The organism is Litoreibacter sp. (genome assembly GCF_058136045.1).
This window is the reverse complement of record NZ_JBYVDD010000003.1, coordinates 203,667-223,253: the sequence shown is the minus strand read 5'-3', so window position 1 is coordinate 223,253 and position 19,587 is coordinate 203,667. Positions and strand designations below refer to the sequence as shown.

The window sequence follows — 19,587 nt, the reverse complement described above, 5'->3', positions numbered from 1 at the left end:
GTTGGACAGTGTTGGTCTTCGAAAAAACCTGCGGAGTCCAACCCGCCTAGTGAGGGAGTGCGGCCCGAGCCGCGCCCCCAATCTCTTTGCTAGCTACACCCGGAGGTGCCGCCGCATGTGTTGCACTTCATGCAGGTGCCGTTGCGCACCAGCGTGTAGTTGCCACACTCATTACAAGCTTCGCCCTCGTAGCCCTGCATCTTGGCCTTGACCCGATTGTCCATCGACAAAGGACCAGAGCCTGATGCCATTGTACTTGTCGTTTCCGGCACCAAGGTTTGCAGCGTCGCAACGGGGTCTGTTGCATTATCAAGTGCCGTGGCCCCTGCAACGGCCGCCATGTTCAAGCCACCTTGCAACACCTTCAACTCTTGTGGAACGCGTTTGCGCAGATACCCGGTTGAGCTGATTTGTTTCAGCACTTCCAAAGACTTAGAGGCTGCGCTTTCCGATACATTGTCAAAATTACGCACGCCTTCTTGCTCGCCGCGACCGATATCATCGAAGGTAGCGCCAGTTGGTTTCACATGCGCCAAATCGGTGCGGTCCAGATAGGACACGGCCAATTCGCGGAAGATGTAATCCAAAATCGACGTTGCATTTTTGATGCTGTCGTTGCCTTGAACCATGCCGGCTGGCTCGAACTTGGTGAAGGTGAAGGCGTCCACGAATTCCTCCAGCGGCACGCCGTATTGCAAGCCCACCGAGATAGCGATGGCGAAGTTATTCATCATAGCGCGAAAGCCTGCGCCCTCTTTGTGCATGTCGATGAAAATCTCACCCAACTGGCCGTCTTGATATTCTCCGGTGCGCAAATAAACTTTGTGCCCACCAACGACCGCCTTTTGAGTGTAACCCTTGCGACGCTCTGGCATCTTAGTGCGTGCGGTGGCTTTCTCGACTTCTTTGATGATGATCTTCTCGATGATCTTCTCGGACAGCACGATAGATTTCTCGTGGTTGGACCCGCTTTCCAGAATTTCGGCGGCCTCATCATCATCTTCGACCAAAGCAGCGGCCAGTGGTTGGCTCAACTTGGAGCCATCACGGTACAAAGCGTTGGCCTTGATGCCAAGCGACCAAGACAGCTCATAGGCTTTCTGGCAGTCCTCAATGTTGGCGTCATTTGGCATGTTGATCGTCTTGGAGATCGCCCCCGAGATGAACGATTGCGCCGCCGCCATCATGTAGATGTGGCTGTCGACGGACAAGAAACGCTTGCCCTTCTTGCCGCATACGTTGGCACAGTCGAATACTTTGTAGTGCTCTTGCTTCAGGTGCGGTGCGCCTTCCAGCGTCATGGTGCCGCAAACATGGTCATTGGAGGCATCAATTTGTGCTTTGGTAAAGCCCAAGTGGCGTAACATATCGAAGTTCGGGTTGTTCAACTCGGCCGTTGGGATGCCCAACGTGCCGGTGCAGAACTCTTCGCCCAAAGTCCATTGGTTGAACACAAAGCGGATATCAAAGGCGGATGGCAATGCGGCCTCAATCTTGGCCAACTCGGCCTCGCCAAACCCGTGACCCACCAGCGATGTGTGGTTAATGCCCGGTGCATTGCCGATGGTGCCGTGGCCAACCGCGTAGGACACGATTTCCTCGATTTGGTTGGAGGGATAGCCTAGGTTTTCCAACGCGCCCGGAACCCCGCGGTTGATGATCTTGAAGTAGCCGCCACCCGCAAGTTTCTTGAATTTCACCAAGGCGAAGTCAGGCTCGATACCCGTGGTGTCGCAATCCATGACCAGCCCGATGGTGCCTGTTGGTGCAACAACCGTGGCCTGCGCGTTGCGGTAGCCGTGCTTCTCACCCAGATCAAGCGCTTCATCCCACGCGACCATTGCAAGGTTGATAAGCTCTTGGTTCGGGCAGTTTGCATGATCCAGCGCCAACGGCTTGATCTCCAAGCCCTCATAGCCCTCGTCATTGCCATGCGCCGCGTTGCGGTGATTGCGGATCACGCGCAGCATGTGTTTGGAGTTCTTAGTGTAGCCCGGGAATGGACCCAGCTCTTTGGCAATCTCGGCGGAGGTTGCGTAGGAAACGCCCGTCATCAGCGCCGTCAGCGCGCCGCACATGGCGCGGCCCTCTTTGCTGTCATAGCCATGGCCCATGTTCATCAACAAGCCACCGATATTGGCATAGCCAAGACCCAAGGTGCGGAAGTCATAAGAGCGCTGCGCGATTTCCTTGGACGGGAATTGCGCCATGGTGACGGCAATCTCCAGCGTCAGGGTCCACAGGCGCGTGGCGTGCATGTATAGCTCTGCGTCGAACTTGGTGTCTTTTTGGAAGGTCAGCAGGTTCATCGAGGCCAAGTTACAAGCCGTGTCATCCAAGAACATGTACTCGGAACACGGGTTGGAGCCGCGAATGGCACCGTCTTCGGGGCATGTGTGCCACGCGTTAACCGTGTCGTGGTACTGGATACCCGGATCAGCGCAAGCCCATGCAGCGTGGCCGACCTGTTCCCATAAATCACGCGCTTTGATAGTCTTGGAAACCTTGTTGTCCTTGCGGTTGATCAAATCCCAATCCGCATCGGCCTCAACCGCCTTCAAGAAAGCATCGGTAACGCGAATGGAGTTGTTGGAGTTCTGGCCCGAGACAGAGCTATAAGCCTCTGAATCCCAATCTGTGTCATAGGTTGGGAACTCGATTGAAGTGTAGCCTTGCTTGGCATAATCCAGTACGCGCTTGACGTAAGTCTCTGGAATAGCAACTTTTTTGGCTTCACGAATGGCTGATTTTAACTGCTCGTTGGTCTTTGGATCAACGGCGTCTTCGATCTTGCCATCCCAAGTTTTGATCGCCTCAAAAACCAGATTGAGCTTCTGCTCGTGCATCTTAGAGCCCGCAACGATGGAGGCCACTTTTTGCTCTTCAAGCACCTTCCAGTTGATGAATTCCTCGATATCCGGGTGGTCCGCATCAACGATTACCATCTTAGCCGCACGGCGTGTGGTGCCACCAGATTTGATCGCGCCAGCCGCGCGGTCCCCGATTTTCAAGAAGCCCATGAGGCCGGAAGACTTGCCGCCGCCAGACAGGTTTTCACCCGCCGCACGCAGGGACGAGAAGTTGGTGCCAGTGCCAGAGCCGTATTTGAACAGGCGTGCCTCGCGGACCCAAAGATCCATGATGCCACCTTCATTCACCAGATCATCCGAGACCGATTGGATAAAGCAAGCATGTGGCTGCGGGTGCTCGTAGGAAGATTTGGATTTGGTCAACACACCGGTTTGGAAGTCAACATAGTGGTGCCCTTGGGCCGGACCGTCGATGCCGTAGGCCCAGTGCAAACCAGTGTTGAACCATTGTGGAGAATTCGGAGCGGCCATTTGTTTGGCCAGCATCACGCGCATCTCGTCTAGGTAAGCTTGGGCGTCGGCCTCGGTGGAGAAGTAGCCGCCTTTCCAACCCCAATAGCACCATGTGCCTGCAAGGCGGTCGAACACTTGCTTGGCTGAGGTTTCCCCGCCAAAGCGTTGATCTTCGGGGATCTTCTTCATTGCAGCGTCGTCAGGAACCGAGCGCCATAAGAATTCCGGGACGTTTTTCTCTTTCACCTTTTTGGTGATGACCGGCACGCCAGCCTTACGGAAATATTTCTGCGCGATGACGTCGGAGGCGACCTGACTCCAACCCGCGGGAATTTCTACATTGTCGAGCTTGAACACGATGGTCCCGTCGGGGTTGCGAATCTCGGAAGCCGTTGTGGTGAATTCCAGCGCCTCATAGGCGTCAACTCCGGCTTTCGTGAGTTTGCGGTCGATTTTCATTGGTCTTTACCCCGGTATCATGCGCCCAGCAGCGCGTTCGTAATTCAAGTGACCTGCCTCATGCGGGTCGTGGTTGGATCAGGGCAATAATCCACTCACCCCATGCAGATATGCACAGAGGACATCTTTGCGATGTTTCGAGTGTAGTGTAGTGTCCCATTCCCGTTGCTGTCGCTGCCACTATATGTGGTGGCTTTTGCGCCAACAGCTACTACTTGACGTATCGAGGCCTATCGGGTCAACGAATTTTTTACCACTTTGTGACAGTTTTTTTAGTTGACTTGACCCCCTGCGAAACCCCTGCCGATTCCTATGCGCTTGGCGAGAAAATCCGACTTGGAAAAAAGGCTGCAAACTGGCCCACTTAACTCACAAAGCTCTGCCTTTGGCTTAGGATTCGCCACAATTGCAAAGCGCACAAACAAAATGTAGCGGCTCCGATGCAAGGAAGACACTATATGTGGAATACGATGCAAATGACGGTTTTTGTGGCGGTCCATGGCCTGCCCTTTGGTGAGAGCGTCGCCCGTTGATTGTGAATCGGTTGCTTTATCTTGCGCATCACAGCTACTTTTAGGCCCTCCCTGTCAAACTCCGTGCGTACCCCAGTCAGACCGGGGGCACGGTGGATCATCTTGCTCAAACAGTCTTCACTGGCGTCGGCATATGCAAAAGTCGTGACATAACACCCCTTCCCCCTGCCCGCGCGCTGCAATATGAGGTGCGCAAGCAGAACCGATCTGGGGAAATCACGGCATGCAAGAACCACACATCACCGATGATCTTATCGCGTCACACGGGCTAAGCCCTGATGAATACCAACGCATCCTAGAAATCATTGGCCGCGAGCCGACATTTACCGAGTTGGGTATTTTTTCGGCAATGTGGAACGAGCATTGCTCCTACAAATCCTCCAAGAAATGGCTGCGCACCTTGCCTACAGAGGGCCCGCAAGTGATCTGCGGCCCCGGCGAAAATGCTGGCATCGTGGACATCGGCGACGGCCAATGTGTGGTGTTCAAAATGGAGAGCCACAACCACCCGTCATATATCGAGCCCTACCAAGGGGCTGCCACCGGTGTGGGCGGTATTTTACGCGATGTGTTCACCATGGGTGCGCGCCCAGTGGCTGCGATGAACTCGCTGTCCTTTGGCGTGCCGGACCACCCGAAAACCCGCCAATTGGTGTCGGGCGTGGTGGCGGGCGTTGGCGGCTACGGCAACTGCTTTGGCGTGCCAACCGTGGGCGGCGAAGTGCGCTTTCACCCCGCATATAATGGTAACTGTCTGGTAAACGCCTTTGCCGCGGGCATCGCGGATACCGACAAGATCTTCTACTCTGCTGCCTCTGGCGTGGGGATGCCCGTGGTCTATCTGGGCGCAAAAACTGGCCGTGACGGTGTCGGTGGCGCAACCATGGCCAGCGCTGAATTTGATGACACCATCGAGGAAAAGCGCCCCACCGTGCAAGTTGGTGATCCGTTCACCGAGAAACGCTTGATGGAAGCCACGCTTGAGTTGATGGCCACCGGCGCGGTGATCTCGATCCAAGATATGGGTGCCGCTGGCCTGACCTGCTCCGCTGTCGAGATGGGCGATAAAGGTGGCCTTGGGGTAAAATTGAACCTCGAAGACGTGCCACAGCGCGAAGAAAACATGAGCGCCTATGAAATGATGCTGTCTGAGAGCCAAGAGCGCATGTTGATGGTGCTCAAACCCGAGCTGGAGGCCGAGGCGCGCGCCGTATTCGACAAATGGGACCTCGATTTTGCCATTGTCGGTGAAACCATGGCCGAGGACCGCTTTTTGGTGCTGCATAATGGCGAGGTCAAAGCCGATCTGCCGTTGAAAACCCTGTCCGGTTCTGCACCTGAATATGACCGCCCTTGGGTGGAAACCCCGCCCGCCGAGCCGCTGGAAGACTTGCCGCAAGTCGATGCGATCGACGCGCTGCGCATGATCGTGGCCAGCCCGAACTATGCGCGCAAGCAGTGGGTTTGGGAGCAATATGACAGCCAAGTTATGGCCGATACCGTGGTTACGCCGGGCGCCAGCGCGGGCATCGTGCGCGTGCATGGCACCAACAAAGCGCTGGCATTTACCTCTGATGTAACGCCACGCTATGTGATGGCCAACCCGTTTGAGGGTGGCAAACAGGCGGTGGCCGAGGCGTACCGCAACTTGAGCGCAGTGGGCGCTGTGCCGCTGGCAACGACTGATAACATGAACTTCGGCAACCCAGAGAAGCCCGAGATCATGGGCCAATTCGTTGGTGCAATCAAAGGTATAGCCGAGGCCGTTTTGGCACTGGATATGCCGATCGTGTCTGGCAACGTGTCATTGTACAACGAGACCGACGGCACGGGTATCCTGCCCACGCCGACCATTGGTGCGGTGGGTTTGATCGCGCACACAGATGATATCATCGCCGGCACTGTGCGCGAGGGGCATGTGTTGTTGATGCTCGGCGAGGCCGAGGGCCATTTGGGGCAATCCGCCCTATTGGCCGAGGTGTTTAACCGCGAAGACGGCGATGCGCCGCATGTGGATTTGGCAGCCGAGAAGCTGAACGGCGATTTCATCCGTACTGAGCGCCAGTGGATCGACGTGTGCACAGATGTGTCCGATGGCGGCGTGGCCGTGGCGGCGTTCGAGCTGGCAGATGCGGCGCAAGTTGGCGTCACCTTGGACGATGACACCACCGCGCAGGCCTTTGGCGAGGACCAAGCGCGCTACCTAATTGCCTGCTCGTTCGACAAGGCCGAAGCATTGATGACCGCCGCAGGCCAAGCAGGCGTAACACTGCGCAGCATCGGCAAATTTGGCGGCGACGCGGTGACAATCGGCGGCTCTAGCGCGCCCTTGGCCGAGCTGTCCGAGGTCTATCACACAAGCTTTGAAGCCGCAGTTGGCTAGGGCGGGGTTGTCACCGCCCTCAACGCTGCCTACTTTCCTAACAACACCGCAACCACAGGAGCCATAGCGCCCATGCAACCCAAAGACATTGAGGACATGATCCGCATCGCCTTTCCCAACGCGCAAATTGAGGTCCAAGGCGACGATGGCGCGCATTTCTCGGCCCATGTGGTGGACGAAAGCTTCCGCGGCCAAAACCGTATCCAACAACAACGCGGCGTCATGAGCGCCGTCAAAGACAAAGTGGACAGCGGCGAACTGCACGCGCTGGCCCTCACAACCAAAGCACCGGAGTAAGACATGAGCGACGCACAAACCCAGATCAAACAGACCGTGACCGACAACGATGTTGTCTTGTTCATGAAGGGCACTTCAAGCATGCCGCAATGTGGCTTTTCGTCAAAAGTGGCGGGCGTGCTGAACTATATGGGCGTCCCCTACAAGGACGTGAACGTGCTGGAAGACGAAGGCGTGCGGTCTGGCATCAAAGAATTTTCCGACTGGCCGACTATTCCACAGCTCTATGTCAAAGGCGAATTTGTCGGCGGTTGCGACATCATCACCGAGATGACCCTATCCGGCGAATTGGACACGCTATTAGAGCAAAATGGTGTGAGTTTTGACAAAGAAGCCGCCAAAAAAATCCGTGAACACAACAGCTAAATCACTGCATTGATCAACAAAAAGCCCGGCGGAGAGACCTCTCCGCCGGGCTTTTTCATGTTGTTTTGAATTGGCTAGAGCAGGCCTTTAACCTTATCGGCGACGTTTTGCGCGGTGATGCCAAACATCTCGTACAGCTCATCCGCCGGAGCAGAAGCACCGAAGCCTTCCATGCCAACGAACGCGCCTTTGTCACGCTTGCCGCGCTCGCTGAACAACCAACGATCCCAACCAAACCCAACGGCAGCTTCAACAGCCACACGCACCGGACCAGCAGGCAGGATTTTGCGACGGTAGGTGTCATCTTGCTGATCGAACAGCTCCCAACACGGCATGGACACCACGCGGGTGCCGATGCCCTCGGCCTCCAAGATATCACGCGCAGAAAGTGCGATTTCCACCTCGGAACCGGTCGCCATGATGATCGCTTGGCGCTTGCTCTGAGCCTCGGCCATGACATATGCGCCCAATGCAGTGCGGTTTTTCAACATGTGATCTGTGCGCAGTGTTGGCAGGTTCTGGCGCGACAAAGCCAACATTGATGGCGTGGTTTTGGACGAGAGCGCCAATTCCCACGCCTCTGCCGTCTCGACCGCATCCGCAGGGCGGAACACATTGAGGTTCGGGGTCGCACGCGACATGGCAAGATGCTCAACAGGTTGGTGAGTTGGCCCATCTTCGCCAAGGCCGATGCTGTCATGCGTCATCACATAAGTCACCGGAATTCCCATCAGTGCGGACAGGCGCATAGCACCGCGCGCATAGTCGGTAAAGCACATGAATGTCCCGCCATAAGCCCTTGTTCCGCCATGTAAAGCCATGCCGTTCATTGCAGCAGCCATACCGTGTTCACGGATGCCGTAATACATGTAGCGGCCCTTGCGGTTCTCGGGGTCGAACACGCCCATATCCGCCGTCAGCGTGTTGTTGGAGCCGGTCAAATCAGCAGAACCACCAAAGGTTTCCTGCATGATCGGATTGATCGCAGCCAGCGCCATCTCGGAGGCTTTGCGCGTCGCCATTTTGGGCTGCTCTTCGCTGATTTTCTTCTTCAGCGCTTTGATCGTGGACGATAATTTATTGGGAACATCACCAGCATAACAGCGGGTGAATTCTTTTTGCTTGGAGTTCGAAACCTCGGCAAAGCGCCCTTCCCAAGCTTGACGGTCCGCAGCACCACGGCTGCCGATGGCTTCCCATTGCGATTTCACATCGGCGGGAATTTCAAACGGGCCACCAGTCCAGCCATATGCGGCTTTGGTGTCGCGGATCAGATCTGCCGAGGTCAAAGCGCCGTGACCTTTTGAGGTATCCTGCGCCGACGAGCCGAGTGCGATATGCGTTTTGCACGCAATCATCGACGGCTTATTGGTCTTCTTGGCCTTCTCGATGGCCGCATCAATGGCGACCGGATCATGGCCGTCGATTTCTTGCACATGCCAACCGGACGCCTTGAAACGCAGCACTTGATTGGTGCGATCCGACAGCTCCACGGTGCCGTCGATGGTGATGTTATTATTGTCCCACATCACGATCAGTCGGCCCAATTCGTGGCGCCCGGCGATGCCGATAGCCTCTTGGCTAATACCCTCCATCAGGCAGCCGTCGCCAGCGATGCAATAAGTGTAGTGGTCTACGATCTTTTTGCCGAACCGTGCACGTTGATTTTCCTCAGCCATGGCAAAACCAACAGCGTTACCAATGCCTTGACCCAATGGCCCTGTGGTGGTCTCTACGCCTTTGGCATGGCCATACTCCGGGTGGCCGGCTGTGATGGCCCCCTTCTGGCGGAAGTTTTTCACCTGCGCCATGGTCATGTCGGAATAGCCTGTCAGATGCAGTAGCGAATAGATCAGCATGGAGCCGTGGCCCGCCGACAAAATGAAGCGGTCGCGATCAGGCCATTCCGGCGCGGAGGCGTCAAATTTCAGGTGCTTTTCATACAAGACCGTCGCCACGTCGGCCATGCCCATTGGCATGCCGGAGTGTCCGGAATTTGCCGCTGCAACAGCGTCCAAAGTCAAGGTACGGATGGCGGCAGCGCGCATCCAGTGGTCAGGGTGGGCGTCACGAAGGGCTGCAATATCCAAAGGCTTGATCCTCATAAAGTGCGTGCATATTTGCGCATCTGATACCACTGCCTGCGCGAAGTTCAAGGCAATGCACGCGCGTCATTGCACCTTGATCCGCTTAAAGGGGGGGCATTCCGTGCAATCTATGGTTAAAATCAACCTCATGAGGCACGGAGTTGATTCGCGGCGGTAAGTATCGCCTGTGAATTCTCCTTGGATTAAAGGGACAGAAATGACGAATGTCACCGACTTGGAGCAGCGCATAATCACCGCGCTGGACCGTATAGCTTATAGCGCCGACGCCATTGCCAGCGCTCCCGCCGCACCGGACGCCGATTTGGTCGAAGACTTGGGAATCGAGCGCGACACCAATAAGCGGCTGGTCGAGGCCGGACAGCAAAGCCTTGCGCGCGTAGAGCGTCTAGAGACCCGCGTGGCCCGCCTGACGGATCGCTTGGAGTTCATGGACGGCGAAAACAAGCGCCTGCAAGCCGTGATGGGCGCGTTGCGCGACACCAACAAGCTTCTGCGCGCCGCCAACAGCGAGCACCAAGGCGCGGAGGCCTCCATTAACACCTCCCTTGAGGCCGAAAACGAGGCGCTCACCGCCGCACGCGCCGCCGATCTGGCGGAGTTGGATGATATTTTGGGCGAGATCGCCCCGCTGGTTCAGGAGGGATAAGCAATGCCCGAGATTAATGTAGACATCGGTGGCCGTACTTTCCAAGTCGCCTGCCAAACTGGCGAAGAGCATTTCTTACAGACCGCTGCCAAACTGTTGGACAATGAAGCCTCGGTACTGGCCGAGCAGATCGGGCGGATGCCCGAGACGCGGATGCTGCTGATGGCGGGCTTGATGCTGGCCGATAAAACTGCCGGGCTTGAAGAGGATTTGCGCGCGTCGGAAGACCGCCTTGATACCATGCGTCGCGAATTAGAGGCGCTAAAAGCCGCGCCTGCCCAAACCGTTGAAGTGGCCGTGATCCCGTCTTCCGTGACCGACACCTTGGCGGAGCTGGCTGCACGATCCGAGGCTCTGGCGGATGCACTGGAGGCCAAACGCGGGTGAGTCGTCTGGCCAACGGTTGGCGCACGCCTCGTTACCGCTAACACGGAAAATTTGGTAATTCTCAATGGTCAAATCTTGCCCTGATAACGCTAACATCCTCTTTTTGCGGCCAAATCCATCTATCCAAAACACGCCCCTCCCCGTATACCCGCGTCAACGCAGGCAACGTATTCAAGGGACGCGCGAGCATGACCACCAAAGTCGCAATCAACGGATTTGGCCGCATTGGCCGCTGCACTCTTGCCCATATCGCCGAGAGCGCGCGCAATGACGTTCAAGTCGTCGCAATCAACGCCACTGGCCCATTGGAGACCAGCGCCCACTTGCTGAAATATGACAGCGTACATGGCCGGTTTGGCCAAGAGGTTCGCATCGACGGCAATACCATGGATATTGGCCGTGGCCCGATGAAAATGTTCTCGACCTATGACCCGCAAGAGCTGGACTGGGACGGCGTCGATGTCGTGTTGGAATGCACTGGCAAGTTCAACTCGAAAGAAAAATCCGAAGTACATCTGTCGCGCGGTGCCAAGCGTGTGCTGATCTCGGCCCCTGCATCAGGCGTTGATCGCACGATCGTGTACGGCGTGAACCACCGCGAATTGTTGCCCGAACATAAGGTGATTTCTAACGGGTCATGCACCACCAACTGCCTGGCCCCGCTGGCCAAAGTCCTGAATGACGCCATCGGTATCGAGCGCGGCATCATGACCACGATCCACAGCTACACCGGCGACCAGCCAACGCTGGACCGCCGCCACTCGGATTTGTACCGCGCCCGCGCTGCCGCAATGGCGATCATCCCGACCTCGACCGGTGCGGCCAAAGCTTTGGGCGAAGTTTTGCCCGAACTCGCGGGCAAGTTGGATGGCACGGCGATGCGCGTGCCAACCCCGAATGTCTCGGCGGTGGATCTGACGTTTGAAGCCTCCAAAGACGTCACCGTCGAAGATGTGAACGCCGTGGTCGCCGAGGCCGCAGCGGGCCATATGGGCGCGGTGCTGAGCTATGACCCCGAGCAAAAGGTCTCCATCGACTTCAACCACACAAATTACTCCACCATTTTCGCGCCAGACCAGACAAAGGTTGTCGGCGGGCGCACGGTTCGGGTATTGGCGTGGTATGATAACGAATGGGGCTTCTCGTGCCGCATGGCCGATGTGGCCGCTGCAATGGGACGCCTCTGACCTCAGAAGGCATCAAGCGTAGTGACCGACAAAATCGCGATTGCACTGGCTATTTTGATCGGCGGCATCCTTGCCGCTGACTTACTGGTGTTCGGCTGGGATCTGCATATTTTTCTAGGCCGCAAGCTGATGGTGCTCACTGAGTATCTGGCGTTCTGGCGGTAAGTCGGTTTTGCGGACGAAGCTACCGTTTGGATCACGTCGGGCACGTGGTGACACTCAGCCTTCTGGCTTCCAATCCGGCTGGGTTGCGAACGACACAACATCGTGTCCAAGTTGATCCCAGTGTTGTTTGTCCCGCTCAAATATAACAACTTGAACCTCCAATCCTGCGGCATCATCCATCGTGCCTAGACTGAGGGTCAGGTGATTTGGTATCCGCGAGTTTGTCCCGTAAATTGGACTTCCACATTCTGCGCAAAAGGCTTTTGAAACTTCAGACCCTTTATCAGATAAATACTTAAATTTACTCAGCGTTCCACGCAAACTGACCGCCTCAGAAGAGAACATGGCCCCAATTGTGTGACCTGTTCCACTTAATCTGCGGCATTCATCGCAATGACATTGAGCAACAACAACTGGTTGTTCAGTTGCTTCATAAGTGATTGCGCCGCAAAGGCATTTTCCAGAATATATGTTTCCCATGTTTTGGATCATAAGGGACGTCACATGGAAGACAACTCACGATCACATTAGTTTTCTCACCGATGTGGTTAAGAAAGCCGTGCAGCACTTATTCTTTTCTCACCCCCCTCGCCCAACCTTATTCGGCCCTCTATTCGCCACCCAAAGGTTGACCTTTCCGCCAAAATGTAATTGTTAGCGGTAACAGCTTTTCAATCTCCCAGCAGGAGGGTCTCCCCCATGTCCGTCAAAGTAGCCATCAACGGCTTTGGTCGCATCGGCCGCAATATTTTGCGCGCCATCATCGAATCTGGCCGCACCGACATTGAAGTCGTCGCAATCAACGACCTTGGCCCAGTGGAAACCAACGCCCACCTGCTACAATACGACAGTGTTCATGGCCGCTTCCCGCAAGAAGTCACCGTGCGCGGCGACACCATCGACGTGGGCCGTGGTCCAATCAACGTCACGGCCATTCGCAACCCCGCTGACCTGCCTTGGGGCCATATCGACATCGTCTTGGAATGCACCGGCATCTTCAATTCCAAAGACGCCTGCCAAGCACACTTGGAAAATGGCTCCTCACGCGTCCTGATCTCGGCTCCGGGCAAAGGCGCGGACAAAACCATTGTCTACGGCGTAAACCACGAAACTCTGACCGCAGACGACATCGTCGTCTCCAACGCGTCGTGCACTACCAACTGCCTGGCACCGGTGGTCCATATTTTGGAAGAAAACATCGGCATCGTGAAAGGCTTCATGACAACGATCCACAGCTACACTGGCGACCAACCAACGCTGGATACCATGCACAATGACCTCTACCGCGCCCGCGCGGCGGCTTTGTCGATGATCCCAAGCTCCACAGGTGCCGCTAAAGCCGTTGGTCTGGTCCTGCCAGAACTTGACGGCAAATTGGACGGCGTCGCGATCCGCGTGCCAACCCCGAATGTCTCAGTCGTTGACCTGACCTTTGAGGCCGCACGCGGCACAACCGTCGAAGAGGTCAACGCGCTGATGGCCGCCGCCGCAGAAACCGGCCCGCTGAAAGGCATCCTTGGGTATTGCGACAAAAAGCTCGTCAGCTCCGACTTCAACCACGATCCGCGCTCGTCCATTTTTGCCGCCGACCAGACCAAAGCCCTCGGCGGAAACATGGTGCGCATCTTGACGTGGTACGACAACGAGTGGGGCTTCTCCAACCGCATGGCAGACACCGCCGTGGCGATGGGAAAGCTGATCTAGGTTTCTTTTTGCCAAAAATACTCAAATACAACGACTAGAACAGACGGCCCGCTCCTTATAGAAGCGGGCCGTAAGCATTTTTCAGGAGACGCGCACCCCATGGCTTGGAAAACTCTCGACGATATGGACTTGAACGGCAAAACCGTGCTGATCCGTGTGGACATTAACGTGCCCATGAAAGATGGCCGCGTCACCGACACCACCCGCATAGAGCGCATCATACCCACCGTGCGCGACGTACAGGCGGCGGGCGGCAAGCCCATCTTAATGGCGCATTTCGCGCGCCCCAAAGGCAAGATCGTCCCCGAGATGTCACTGAGCCATGTGGTCCCTGCCCTGTCCGACATTCTAGGCCAGCCTGTCACCTTCATTGACGGCGATTACGGCGCGCGTGTTGCAGCCCTCGCCACTGGCGACATTGCCCTGCTGGAAAACCTGCGCTTCAATCCCGGCGAAGAAGCCAATGACGCGGGCTTCGCCGCCCGCTTGGCCTCTCTGGGTGATATCTATGTGAACGACGCCTTCTCTGCTGCGCACCGCGCGCATGCCTCAACGCAAGCCATAGCCAAACTGCTGCCCGCTTGCGCCGGACGCCTGATGCAAGAAGAACTCACCGCGCTGGAGGGCGCATTGGCCACGCCCAAACGCCCCGTGGTTGCGATCGTTGGCGGGGCGAAGGTCTCGACCAAACTTGATCTTCTGGGCAACCTCGTGGCCAAAGTTGACCATCTGGTCATCGGCGGCGGCATGGCCAATACATTCCTTGCCGCCCAAGGGGTTGAGGTTGGCAAGTCGCTGGCGGAACATGACATGGCCAACACTGTGAGCGAGATCATCGCCAAGGCCAAAACGGCAGGCTGCGAGATCATCTTGCCGCGCGATATTGTCGTCGCCAAAGAGTTCAAAGCCAAGGCCGAGGCCCAGACCCTTGCCGTCGACGCCTGCCCCAAGGATCAAATGATCCTCGATGCCGGGCCGCAAACTGTCGCCTATATCAAATCCGTCTTGCAGGGGGCAAAAACTGTCATCATGAACGGCCCGCTGGGCGTGTTCGAGCTGGTGCCATTCCACCAAGCGACCTTCGACGTGCTTCACGAAATCGCACGCCAAACCAACGCTGGCGAGCTAATTTCCGTCGCAGGTGGCGGCGATACCGTGGCGGCCATTAACCTAAGCGAGCATGGCGACGACTTCACCTATATCTCCACCGCAGGCGGTGCGTTCCTTGAATGGATGGAAGGCAAAACCCTCCCCGGCGTTGCTGCATTGGAAGGCTAGACCATGGGTTTTACGCTGATCACCGGAGCCTCGGAAGGCATCGGAAAAGAGATCGCGCGCTGCGCTGCACGCGACGGCTGCAACCTGATCCTAAGCGCGCGCTCCGAGGGCAAGCTAGAGGCGCTGGCCACCGAGTTACGTGCGACAGGCGTTGAGGCCCATGTTATTCCAACTGACCTGAACGACCCCGACTGCGCGACTGAACTTTGGACCAAAGCCACGGCAATAGGCTCGATTGAGACGCTGGTGAACAACGCAGGCCTCGGCATCAACGGCCCGTTTCAGGCCACGGATTTGGCCCGCGAAGAGGCCTCCATGCAAGTCAACATGATCGCCTTGACCCAATTGATGAAACTTGGCGTACAACACATGGCAGCCAACGGTAGCGGAAAAATCCTCAACGTGGCCTCCACTGCCGCCTTCATGCCCGGCCCCCATATGGCCGTCTACCACGCAACCAAATCCTACGTGCTATCCCTATCCGAGGCCGTCGCGCGTGAATTAACCAACAGCGGTATCACGATCACCGCCCTATGCCCCGGTGCCACGAAGACTGAGTTTTTTGACGGGGCCGATATGCACGATGTGCGCCTGTTAAAGCTGGGGCTGATGATGAGCGCCCAAGACGTGGCGCAAGCCGGTTGGGACGGGCTGCAACGCGGCAAACGCATCGTGATCCCCGGCCTGATCAACAAAATCTTCGCCGTTTTGCCCCGTTTCGTGCCGCGCGGGCTTCTGACGTTGGTTGTCGCACAGTTTTACGCCCGCACCTGAACCAGACAAAAATTGCTTGCGCCATGTTAGCGCAAGCATGATTGCCACGCTTCCATCCCTCGCCTAGAAGCGGCCCAAACAGGCAACCATGGCGAGGTCTTTCATGTCGAACTCCGAACAACTCGAGCAAATCCGCAACGGAAATGGCTTCATTGCGGCCCTCGACCAAAGCGGCGGATCAACCCCGAAAGCCCTGCGGCTCTATGGTGTGAGCGAAGATGCCTACACAAATGACGCCGAAATGTACGACCAAATCCACCAAATGCGCACGCGCATCGTGAAAGCCCCAGCCTTCAAAGGTGATAAAGTTATCGGCGCGATCTTGTTCGAGAAAACCATGGACCGCGAGATGGATGGCATGCCCTCTGGCCAGTTCATCTGGGAAGACAGCGGCGTCGTGCCCTTCTTGAAAATCGACAAGGGCCTCGAGGCCGAGACCGACGGCGTGCAACTGATGAAACACATCGACGGCCTTGATGCTTTGCTGAAACGTGGCGTTCAAAAAGGCATGTTCGGCACCAAAATGCGCTCGGTCATCTCCGCCGCCTCCGCAAGTGGCATTGCCGCTATCGTCGCGCAACAGTTTGACCTTGGGCGTCAAATTCTGGGCCATGGCCTTGTGCCGATCCTCGAGCCGGAAGTCACGATCTCCATCACTGATAAATCCGAGGCCGAGGCGCTCTTGCTCGCGGAGTTAACCAAGCAACTTGATGCGCTAGTTGAAGGTCAAGACGTGATGCTGAAGCTGACCCTCCCCGAGACCGCGAACCAATATCAAACGCTGGTCAACCACCCGCGTGTGATGCGTATTGTGGCGCTTTCTGGTGGCTATTCGCGCGATGAGGCCAACACACGCCTGTCACAAAACTCCGGCATTATTGCCAGCTTTTCGCGCGCCTTGACCGAGGGGCTGTCGGCACAACAAAGCGGCGGCGCGTTTGACGAGATGATCGCGGACACCATCGACAGTATCTATCAGGCTTCTGTCGCCGGATAACCGGCGGATAATCGTTGGTTAATTCGCCATATCCTCAATAAATATCGCCTTTTGGCTATTTAGGGGATTCACAAACCGAATCACATGTGCGATTCAAGACAGGCAGCGCCCAAAAAGAGGCGCACTCAAAGGCATGTCTATGACCAACCCGCGCGACTCTTTCAGCATTGCACCGCTCCTGATCTTCACCTTGCTGTTCGCCATGGGGGCCTACTTCACCTTTGCCGCTGTGCAGGGCGATTTTGGCATTTTCCGCCGTGTGCAAGTCGAAGCTGAAATTGACACTCTGCGCGCAGAGCTGGACACGCTGGAAATGGAAGTCGCCGCGATGCGCAACAAAACCCGGCGACTTTCTGACGGCTACCTTGATCTTGACCTTTTGGACATGCAGGCCCGTGCAACCCTTGGATTGATGCGGTCCGACGAAATCCTTTTGCGCTAACCTATTAAAAACATTTATCTATTTTTGCGATTCGGGTGCCCTAAGGTAAATAAGCCGCGCCTTGCGTAAAGAGGGGTGATCTTTCCCCCGAGTTCTGATAGAAGATAGTTTAACGTTAAACTATACAGCCACCACGCTGAAACTCTGGGAGGATTGCCCGCATGGCCGCCAAGAAAGCAACCAAGGGATCGAACGTCTCTAAAGAGGAGCTGCTCGGATATTACCGAAGCATGCTTTTGATCCGCCGCTTTGAGGAAAAAGCGGGCCAACTTTACGGGATGGGTTTGATCGGCGGTTTCTGTCACCTCTACATCGGTCAAGAAGCGGTTGTTGTTGGGCTAGAATCAGCCACCAAAGAAGGCGACAAACGTCTCACCTCTTACCGTGATCACGGCCACATGCTGGCCTGCGGCATGGACCCCAAAGGCGTCATGGCCGAGTTGACAGGTCGCACAGGCGGCTACTCAAAAGGCAAAGGCGGCTCAATGCACATGTTCTCGAAAGAGAAGCATTTCTACGGCGGCCACGGCATTGTTGCCGCGCAGGTGCCACTAGGTGCGGGGCTAGCGTTCTCAGATAAATACCGTGGCAATGACAACGTGACCTTCACCTATTTTGGCGACGGTGCCGCGAACCAAGGCCAAGTTTACGAATCCTTCAACATGGCGGCCCTATGGGATTTGCCAGTGATTTTTGTCATTGAAAACAATCAGTACGCTATGGGCACCGCCATGGCGCGCTCAACTTCTAGCGCTGATATTTACACACGCGGCGCGGCTTTCGGCATCAAGGGTGAAGCCGTTGACGGGATGAATGTTCTTGCGGTCAAAGAGGCCTCCGAGAAAGCCGTGGCGCACTGCCGCGCGGGCAAGGGCCCCTACATTCTAGAGGTCAAAACGTACCGCTACCGTGGCCACTCCATGTCGGATCCGGCCAAATACCGGACCCGCGAAGAGGTTCAAAAAATGCGCGACGAGCGTGACGCTATCGAGCAAGTTCGTGACCTGTTGCTCACCGGCAAGCACGCCACCGACGATGACCTAAAAGCCATCGACAAAGAAATCAAAGGCATCGTCAACGAGGCCGCTGAGTTCTCCAAAGAAAGCCCAGAGCCCGAATTGGCCGAGCTTTACACCGACATTTACATGGAAGCGGAGGCTTAAGACATGGCGACCGAAATTCTGATGCCCGCCCTCTCGCCCACCATGGAAGAAGGTACCCTTGCCAAATGGCTCGTGAAGGAAGGCGATACCGTCTCCTCCGGCGACATCATGGCGGAAATTGAAACCGACAAAGCTACGATGGAATTTGAGGCTGTCGATGAAGGTATCATCGGCAAAATCGTAATTACCGAGGGCACAGAGGGCGTGAAAGTGAACGCCGTCATCGCCATTCTAATCGAGGAAGGCGAAAGCGTTGACGATATCGCCAGCGCCGCTGCCCCAACAGTCGCAGCGGTCGCGGATGCGCCCGCCAGCGCACCGGCCGTTGCCGCCGCGCCAGTTGCCGTGGTTGTTCCCGCCGAGACCGACATTCCCGAGGGCACAGTAATGAAGCCGACCACGGTCCGCGAAGCCCTTCGCGATGCCATGGCCGAGGAAATGCGCCGCACACCGGAAGTGTTCTTGATGGGTGAAGAGGTGGCCGAATACCAAGGGGCCTACAAAATCTCCCAAGGCTTGCTGGAAGAATTTGGCGAGAAACGCGTCATCGACACACCGATCACCGAGCACGGTTTTGCCGGCATCGGTGTGGGTGCCGCATTTGGTGGATTGAACCCGATTGTCGAGTTCATGACCTTCAACTTTGCCATGCAAGCGATTGACCACATCATTAACTCTGCCGCCAAAACGTTGTATATGTCTGGCGGTCAAATGGGTTGCCCGATTGTGTTCCGCGGGGCCAATGGTGCCGCTGCGCGTGTGGGGGCTCAACACTCGCATGACTACGCGTCTTGGTATTCTCAAATTCCTGGCCTAAAGGTCGTGATGCCCTATTCCGCAGCCGACGCCAAAGGCCTGCTAAAGACTGCGATCCGCGACCCGAACCCGGTCATCTTCCTAGAGAACGAAATCCTCTATGGCCAATCTTTCGATGTGCCTGTGATGGACGACTACACCGTTCCATTCGGCAAGGCCAAGATCTGGCGCGAGGGGACTGATGTTACCATTGTTAGCTTTGGTATCGGGATGAAGTACGCCTTGGAAGCTGCTGATAAACTTGCAGAAGACGGAATTTCAGCCGAAGTACTTGACCTGCGCACCTTGCGCCCAATGGACACCGCCTCGATCATCGAGAGCGTCAAGAAAACCAACCGCTGCGTCACCGTCGAGGAAGGCTTCCCGGTCTGCTCTATCGGCAGCTATATCAGCTCCGTGTTGATGCAAGAAGCGTTCGACTACCTCGACGCGCCTGTCATCAATTGCACCGGCAAGGACGTCCCAATGCCCTATGCCGCCAACCTAGAAAAGCTTGCGCTGACGACGACCGCAGAGGTCATCGACGCCGTCAAAGCTGTCACTTACCGTTAAGGAGCGC

Annotated in this window: 17 protein-coding genes; 14 read left to right on the top strand and 3 right to left on the bottom strand. The window is 56.3% G+C overall.

The window, feature by feature from the left end; translation table 11 throughout:
- Positions 1-89: 89 nt before the first annotated feature.
- Positions 90-3,782 (bottom strand): vitamin B12-dependent ribonucleotide reductase, encoded by a 3,693-nt coding sequence (locus AC3Y7R_RS02445; RefSeq protein WP_490040415.1) that lies wholly within the window; start codon positions 3,780-3,782, stop codon positions 90-92.
- 756 nt (positions 3,783-4,538) lie between these two features.
- Between AC3Y7R_RS02445 and purL the strand changes: the two genes are divergently transcribed.
- The 3 genes from purL (at position 4,539) to grxD (ending at position 7,361) form a co-directional block, all read left to right on the top strand.
- Positions 4,539-6,698, top strand: a complete 2,160-nt coding sequence (gene purL / locus AC3Y7R_RS02440; protein ID WP_490040414.1) for a phosphoribosylformylglycinamidine synthase subunit PurL — start codon at positions 4,539-4,541, stop codon at positions 6,696-6,698.
- 72 nt (positions 6,699-6,770) lie between these two features.
- A complete protein-coding gene (locus AC3Y7R_RS02435; RefSeq protein WP_490040413.1) occupies positions 6,771-6,995 on the top strand; it encodes a BolA/IbaG family iron-sulfur metabolism protein in 225 nt (74 codons plus the stop codon).
- A gap of 3 nt (positions 6,996-6,998) precedes the next feature.
- Positions 6,999-7,361 carry a Grx4 family monothiol glutaredoxin gene (gene grxD, locus AC3Y7R_RS02430; RefSeq protein WP_490040412.1) on the top strand — a complete coding sequence of 121 codons (363 nt, stop codon included), beginning with the start codon at positions 6,999-7,001 and terminating at the stop codon, positions 7,359-7,361.
- A gap of 74 nt (positions 7,362-7,435) precedes the next feature.
- Here the strand turns inward: grxD and tkt are convergent, their stop codons facing one another.
- Entirely contained in the window at positions 7,436-9,451 is a 2,016-nt protein-coding gene (gene tkt / locus AC3Y7R_RS02425) for a transketolase (protein WP_490040966.1), read from the bottom strand.
- Between the two features lie 214 nt (positions 9,452-9,665).
- Here tkt and AC3Y7R_RS02420 point away from each other — a divergent pair, with 214 nt between their 5' ends.
- From AC3Y7R_RS02420 to AC3Y7R_RS02405, 4 genes are all read left to right on the top strand, one after another.
- The gene (locus AC3Y7R_RS02420; protein WP_490040411.1) at positions 9,666-10,115 is read left to right on the top strand and encodes a hypothetical protein; all 450 of its coding nucleotides are present in this window, start codon (positions 9,666-9,668) and stop codon (positions 10,113-10,115) included.
- 3 nt (positions 10,116-10,118) lie between these two features.
- Positions 10,119-10,502, top strand: coding sequence for a cell division protein ZapA (locus AC3Y7R_RS02415; protein WP_490040410.1), 384 nt, complete (start codon positions 10,119-10,121; stop codon positions 10,500-10,502).
- A 188-nt stretch (positions 10,503-10,690) separates the two neighbouring features.
- Positions 10,691-11,689 (top strand): type I glyceraldehyde-3-phosphate dehydrogenase, encoded by a 999-nt coding sequence (gap, locus tag AC3Y7R_RS02410; RefSeq protein WP_490040409.1) that lies wholly within the window; start codon positions 10,691-10,693, stop codon positions 11,687-11,689.
- Between the two features lie 21 nt (positions 11,690-11,710).
- Positions 11,711-11,854, top strand: coding sequence for a hypothetical protein (locus AC3Y7R_RS02405; protein ID WP_490040408.1), 144 nt, complete (start codon positions 11,711-11,713; stop codon positions 11,852-11,854).
- Between the two features lie 54 nt (positions 11,855-11,908).
- Here AC3Y7R_RS02405 and AC3Y7R_RS02400 read toward each other — a convergent pair whose 3' ends face one another.
- Entirely contained in the window at positions 11,909-12,346 is a 438-nt protein-coding gene (locus tag AC3Y7R_RS02400; protein WP_490040407.1) for a GFA family protein, read from the bottom strand.
- A 207-nt stretch (positions 12,347-12,553) separates the two neighbouring features.
- Between AC3Y7R_RS02400 and gap (AC3Y7R_RS02395) the strand changes: the two genes are divergently transcribed.
- The 7 genes from gap (AC3Y7R_RS02395) to AC3Y7R_RS02365 all read left to right on the top strand — a co-directional run bounded on the left by gap (AC3Y7R_RS02395) (position 12,554) and on the right by AC3Y7R_RS02365 (position 19,580).
- On the top strand, positions 12,554-13,558 hold the full coding sequence (gene gap, locus AC3Y7R_RS02395) for a type I glyceraldehyde-3-phosphate dehydrogenase (RefSeq protein ID WP_490040406.1): 1,005 nt from the start codon (positions 12,554-12,556) through the stop codon (positions 13,556-13,558).
- A gap of 99 nt (positions 13,559-13,657) precedes the next feature.
- Positions 13,658-14,836 (top strand): phosphoglycerate kinase, encoded by a 1,179-nt coding sequence (locus AC3Y7R_RS02390; protein WP_490040405.1) that lies wholly within the window; start codon positions 13,658-13,660, stop codon positions 14,834-14,836.
- A 3-nt stretch (positions 14,837-14,839) separates the two neighbouring features.
- The gene (locus AC3Y7R_RS02385; protein WP_490040404.1) at positions 14,840-15,610 is read left to right on the top strand and encodes an SDR family NAD(P)-dependent oxidoreductase; all 771 of its coding nucleotides are present in this window, start codon (positions 14,840-14,842) and stop codon (positions 15,608-15,610) included.
- Positions 15,611-15,713: 103 nt separating this feature from the next.
- On the top strand, positions 15,714-16,607 hold the full coding sequence (locus AC3Y7R_RS02380) for a fructose bisphosphate aldolase (protein WP_490040403.1): 894 nt from the start codon (positions 15,714-15,716) through the stop codon (positions 16,605-16,607).
- A gap of 139 nt (positions 16,608-16,746) precedes the next feature.
- Positions 16,747-17,049, top strand: coding sequence for an FtsB family cell division protein (locus AC3Y7R_RS02375; RefSeq protein WP_490040402.1), 303 nt, complete (start codon positions 16,747-16,749; stop codon positions 17,047-17,049).
- A gap of 161 nt (positions 17,050-17,210) precedes the next feature.
- On the top strand, positions 17,211-18,212 hold the full coding sequence (pdhA, locus tag AC3Y7R_RS02370; RefSeq protein WP_490040401.1) for a pyruvate dehydrogenase (acetyl-transferring) E1 component subunit alpha: 1,002 nt from the start codon (positions 17,211-17,213) through the stop codon (positions 18,210-18,212).
- Positions 18,213-18,215: 3 nt separating this feature from the next.
- On the top strand, positions 18,216-19,580 hold the full coding sequence (locus tag AC3Y7R_RS02365) for a pyruvate dehydrogenase complex E1 component subunit beta (protein ID WP_490040400.1): 1,365 nt from the start codon (positions 18,216-18,218) through the stop codon (positions 19,578-19,580).
- The last annotated feature ends 7 nt before the right edge of the window (positions 19,581-19,587 follow it).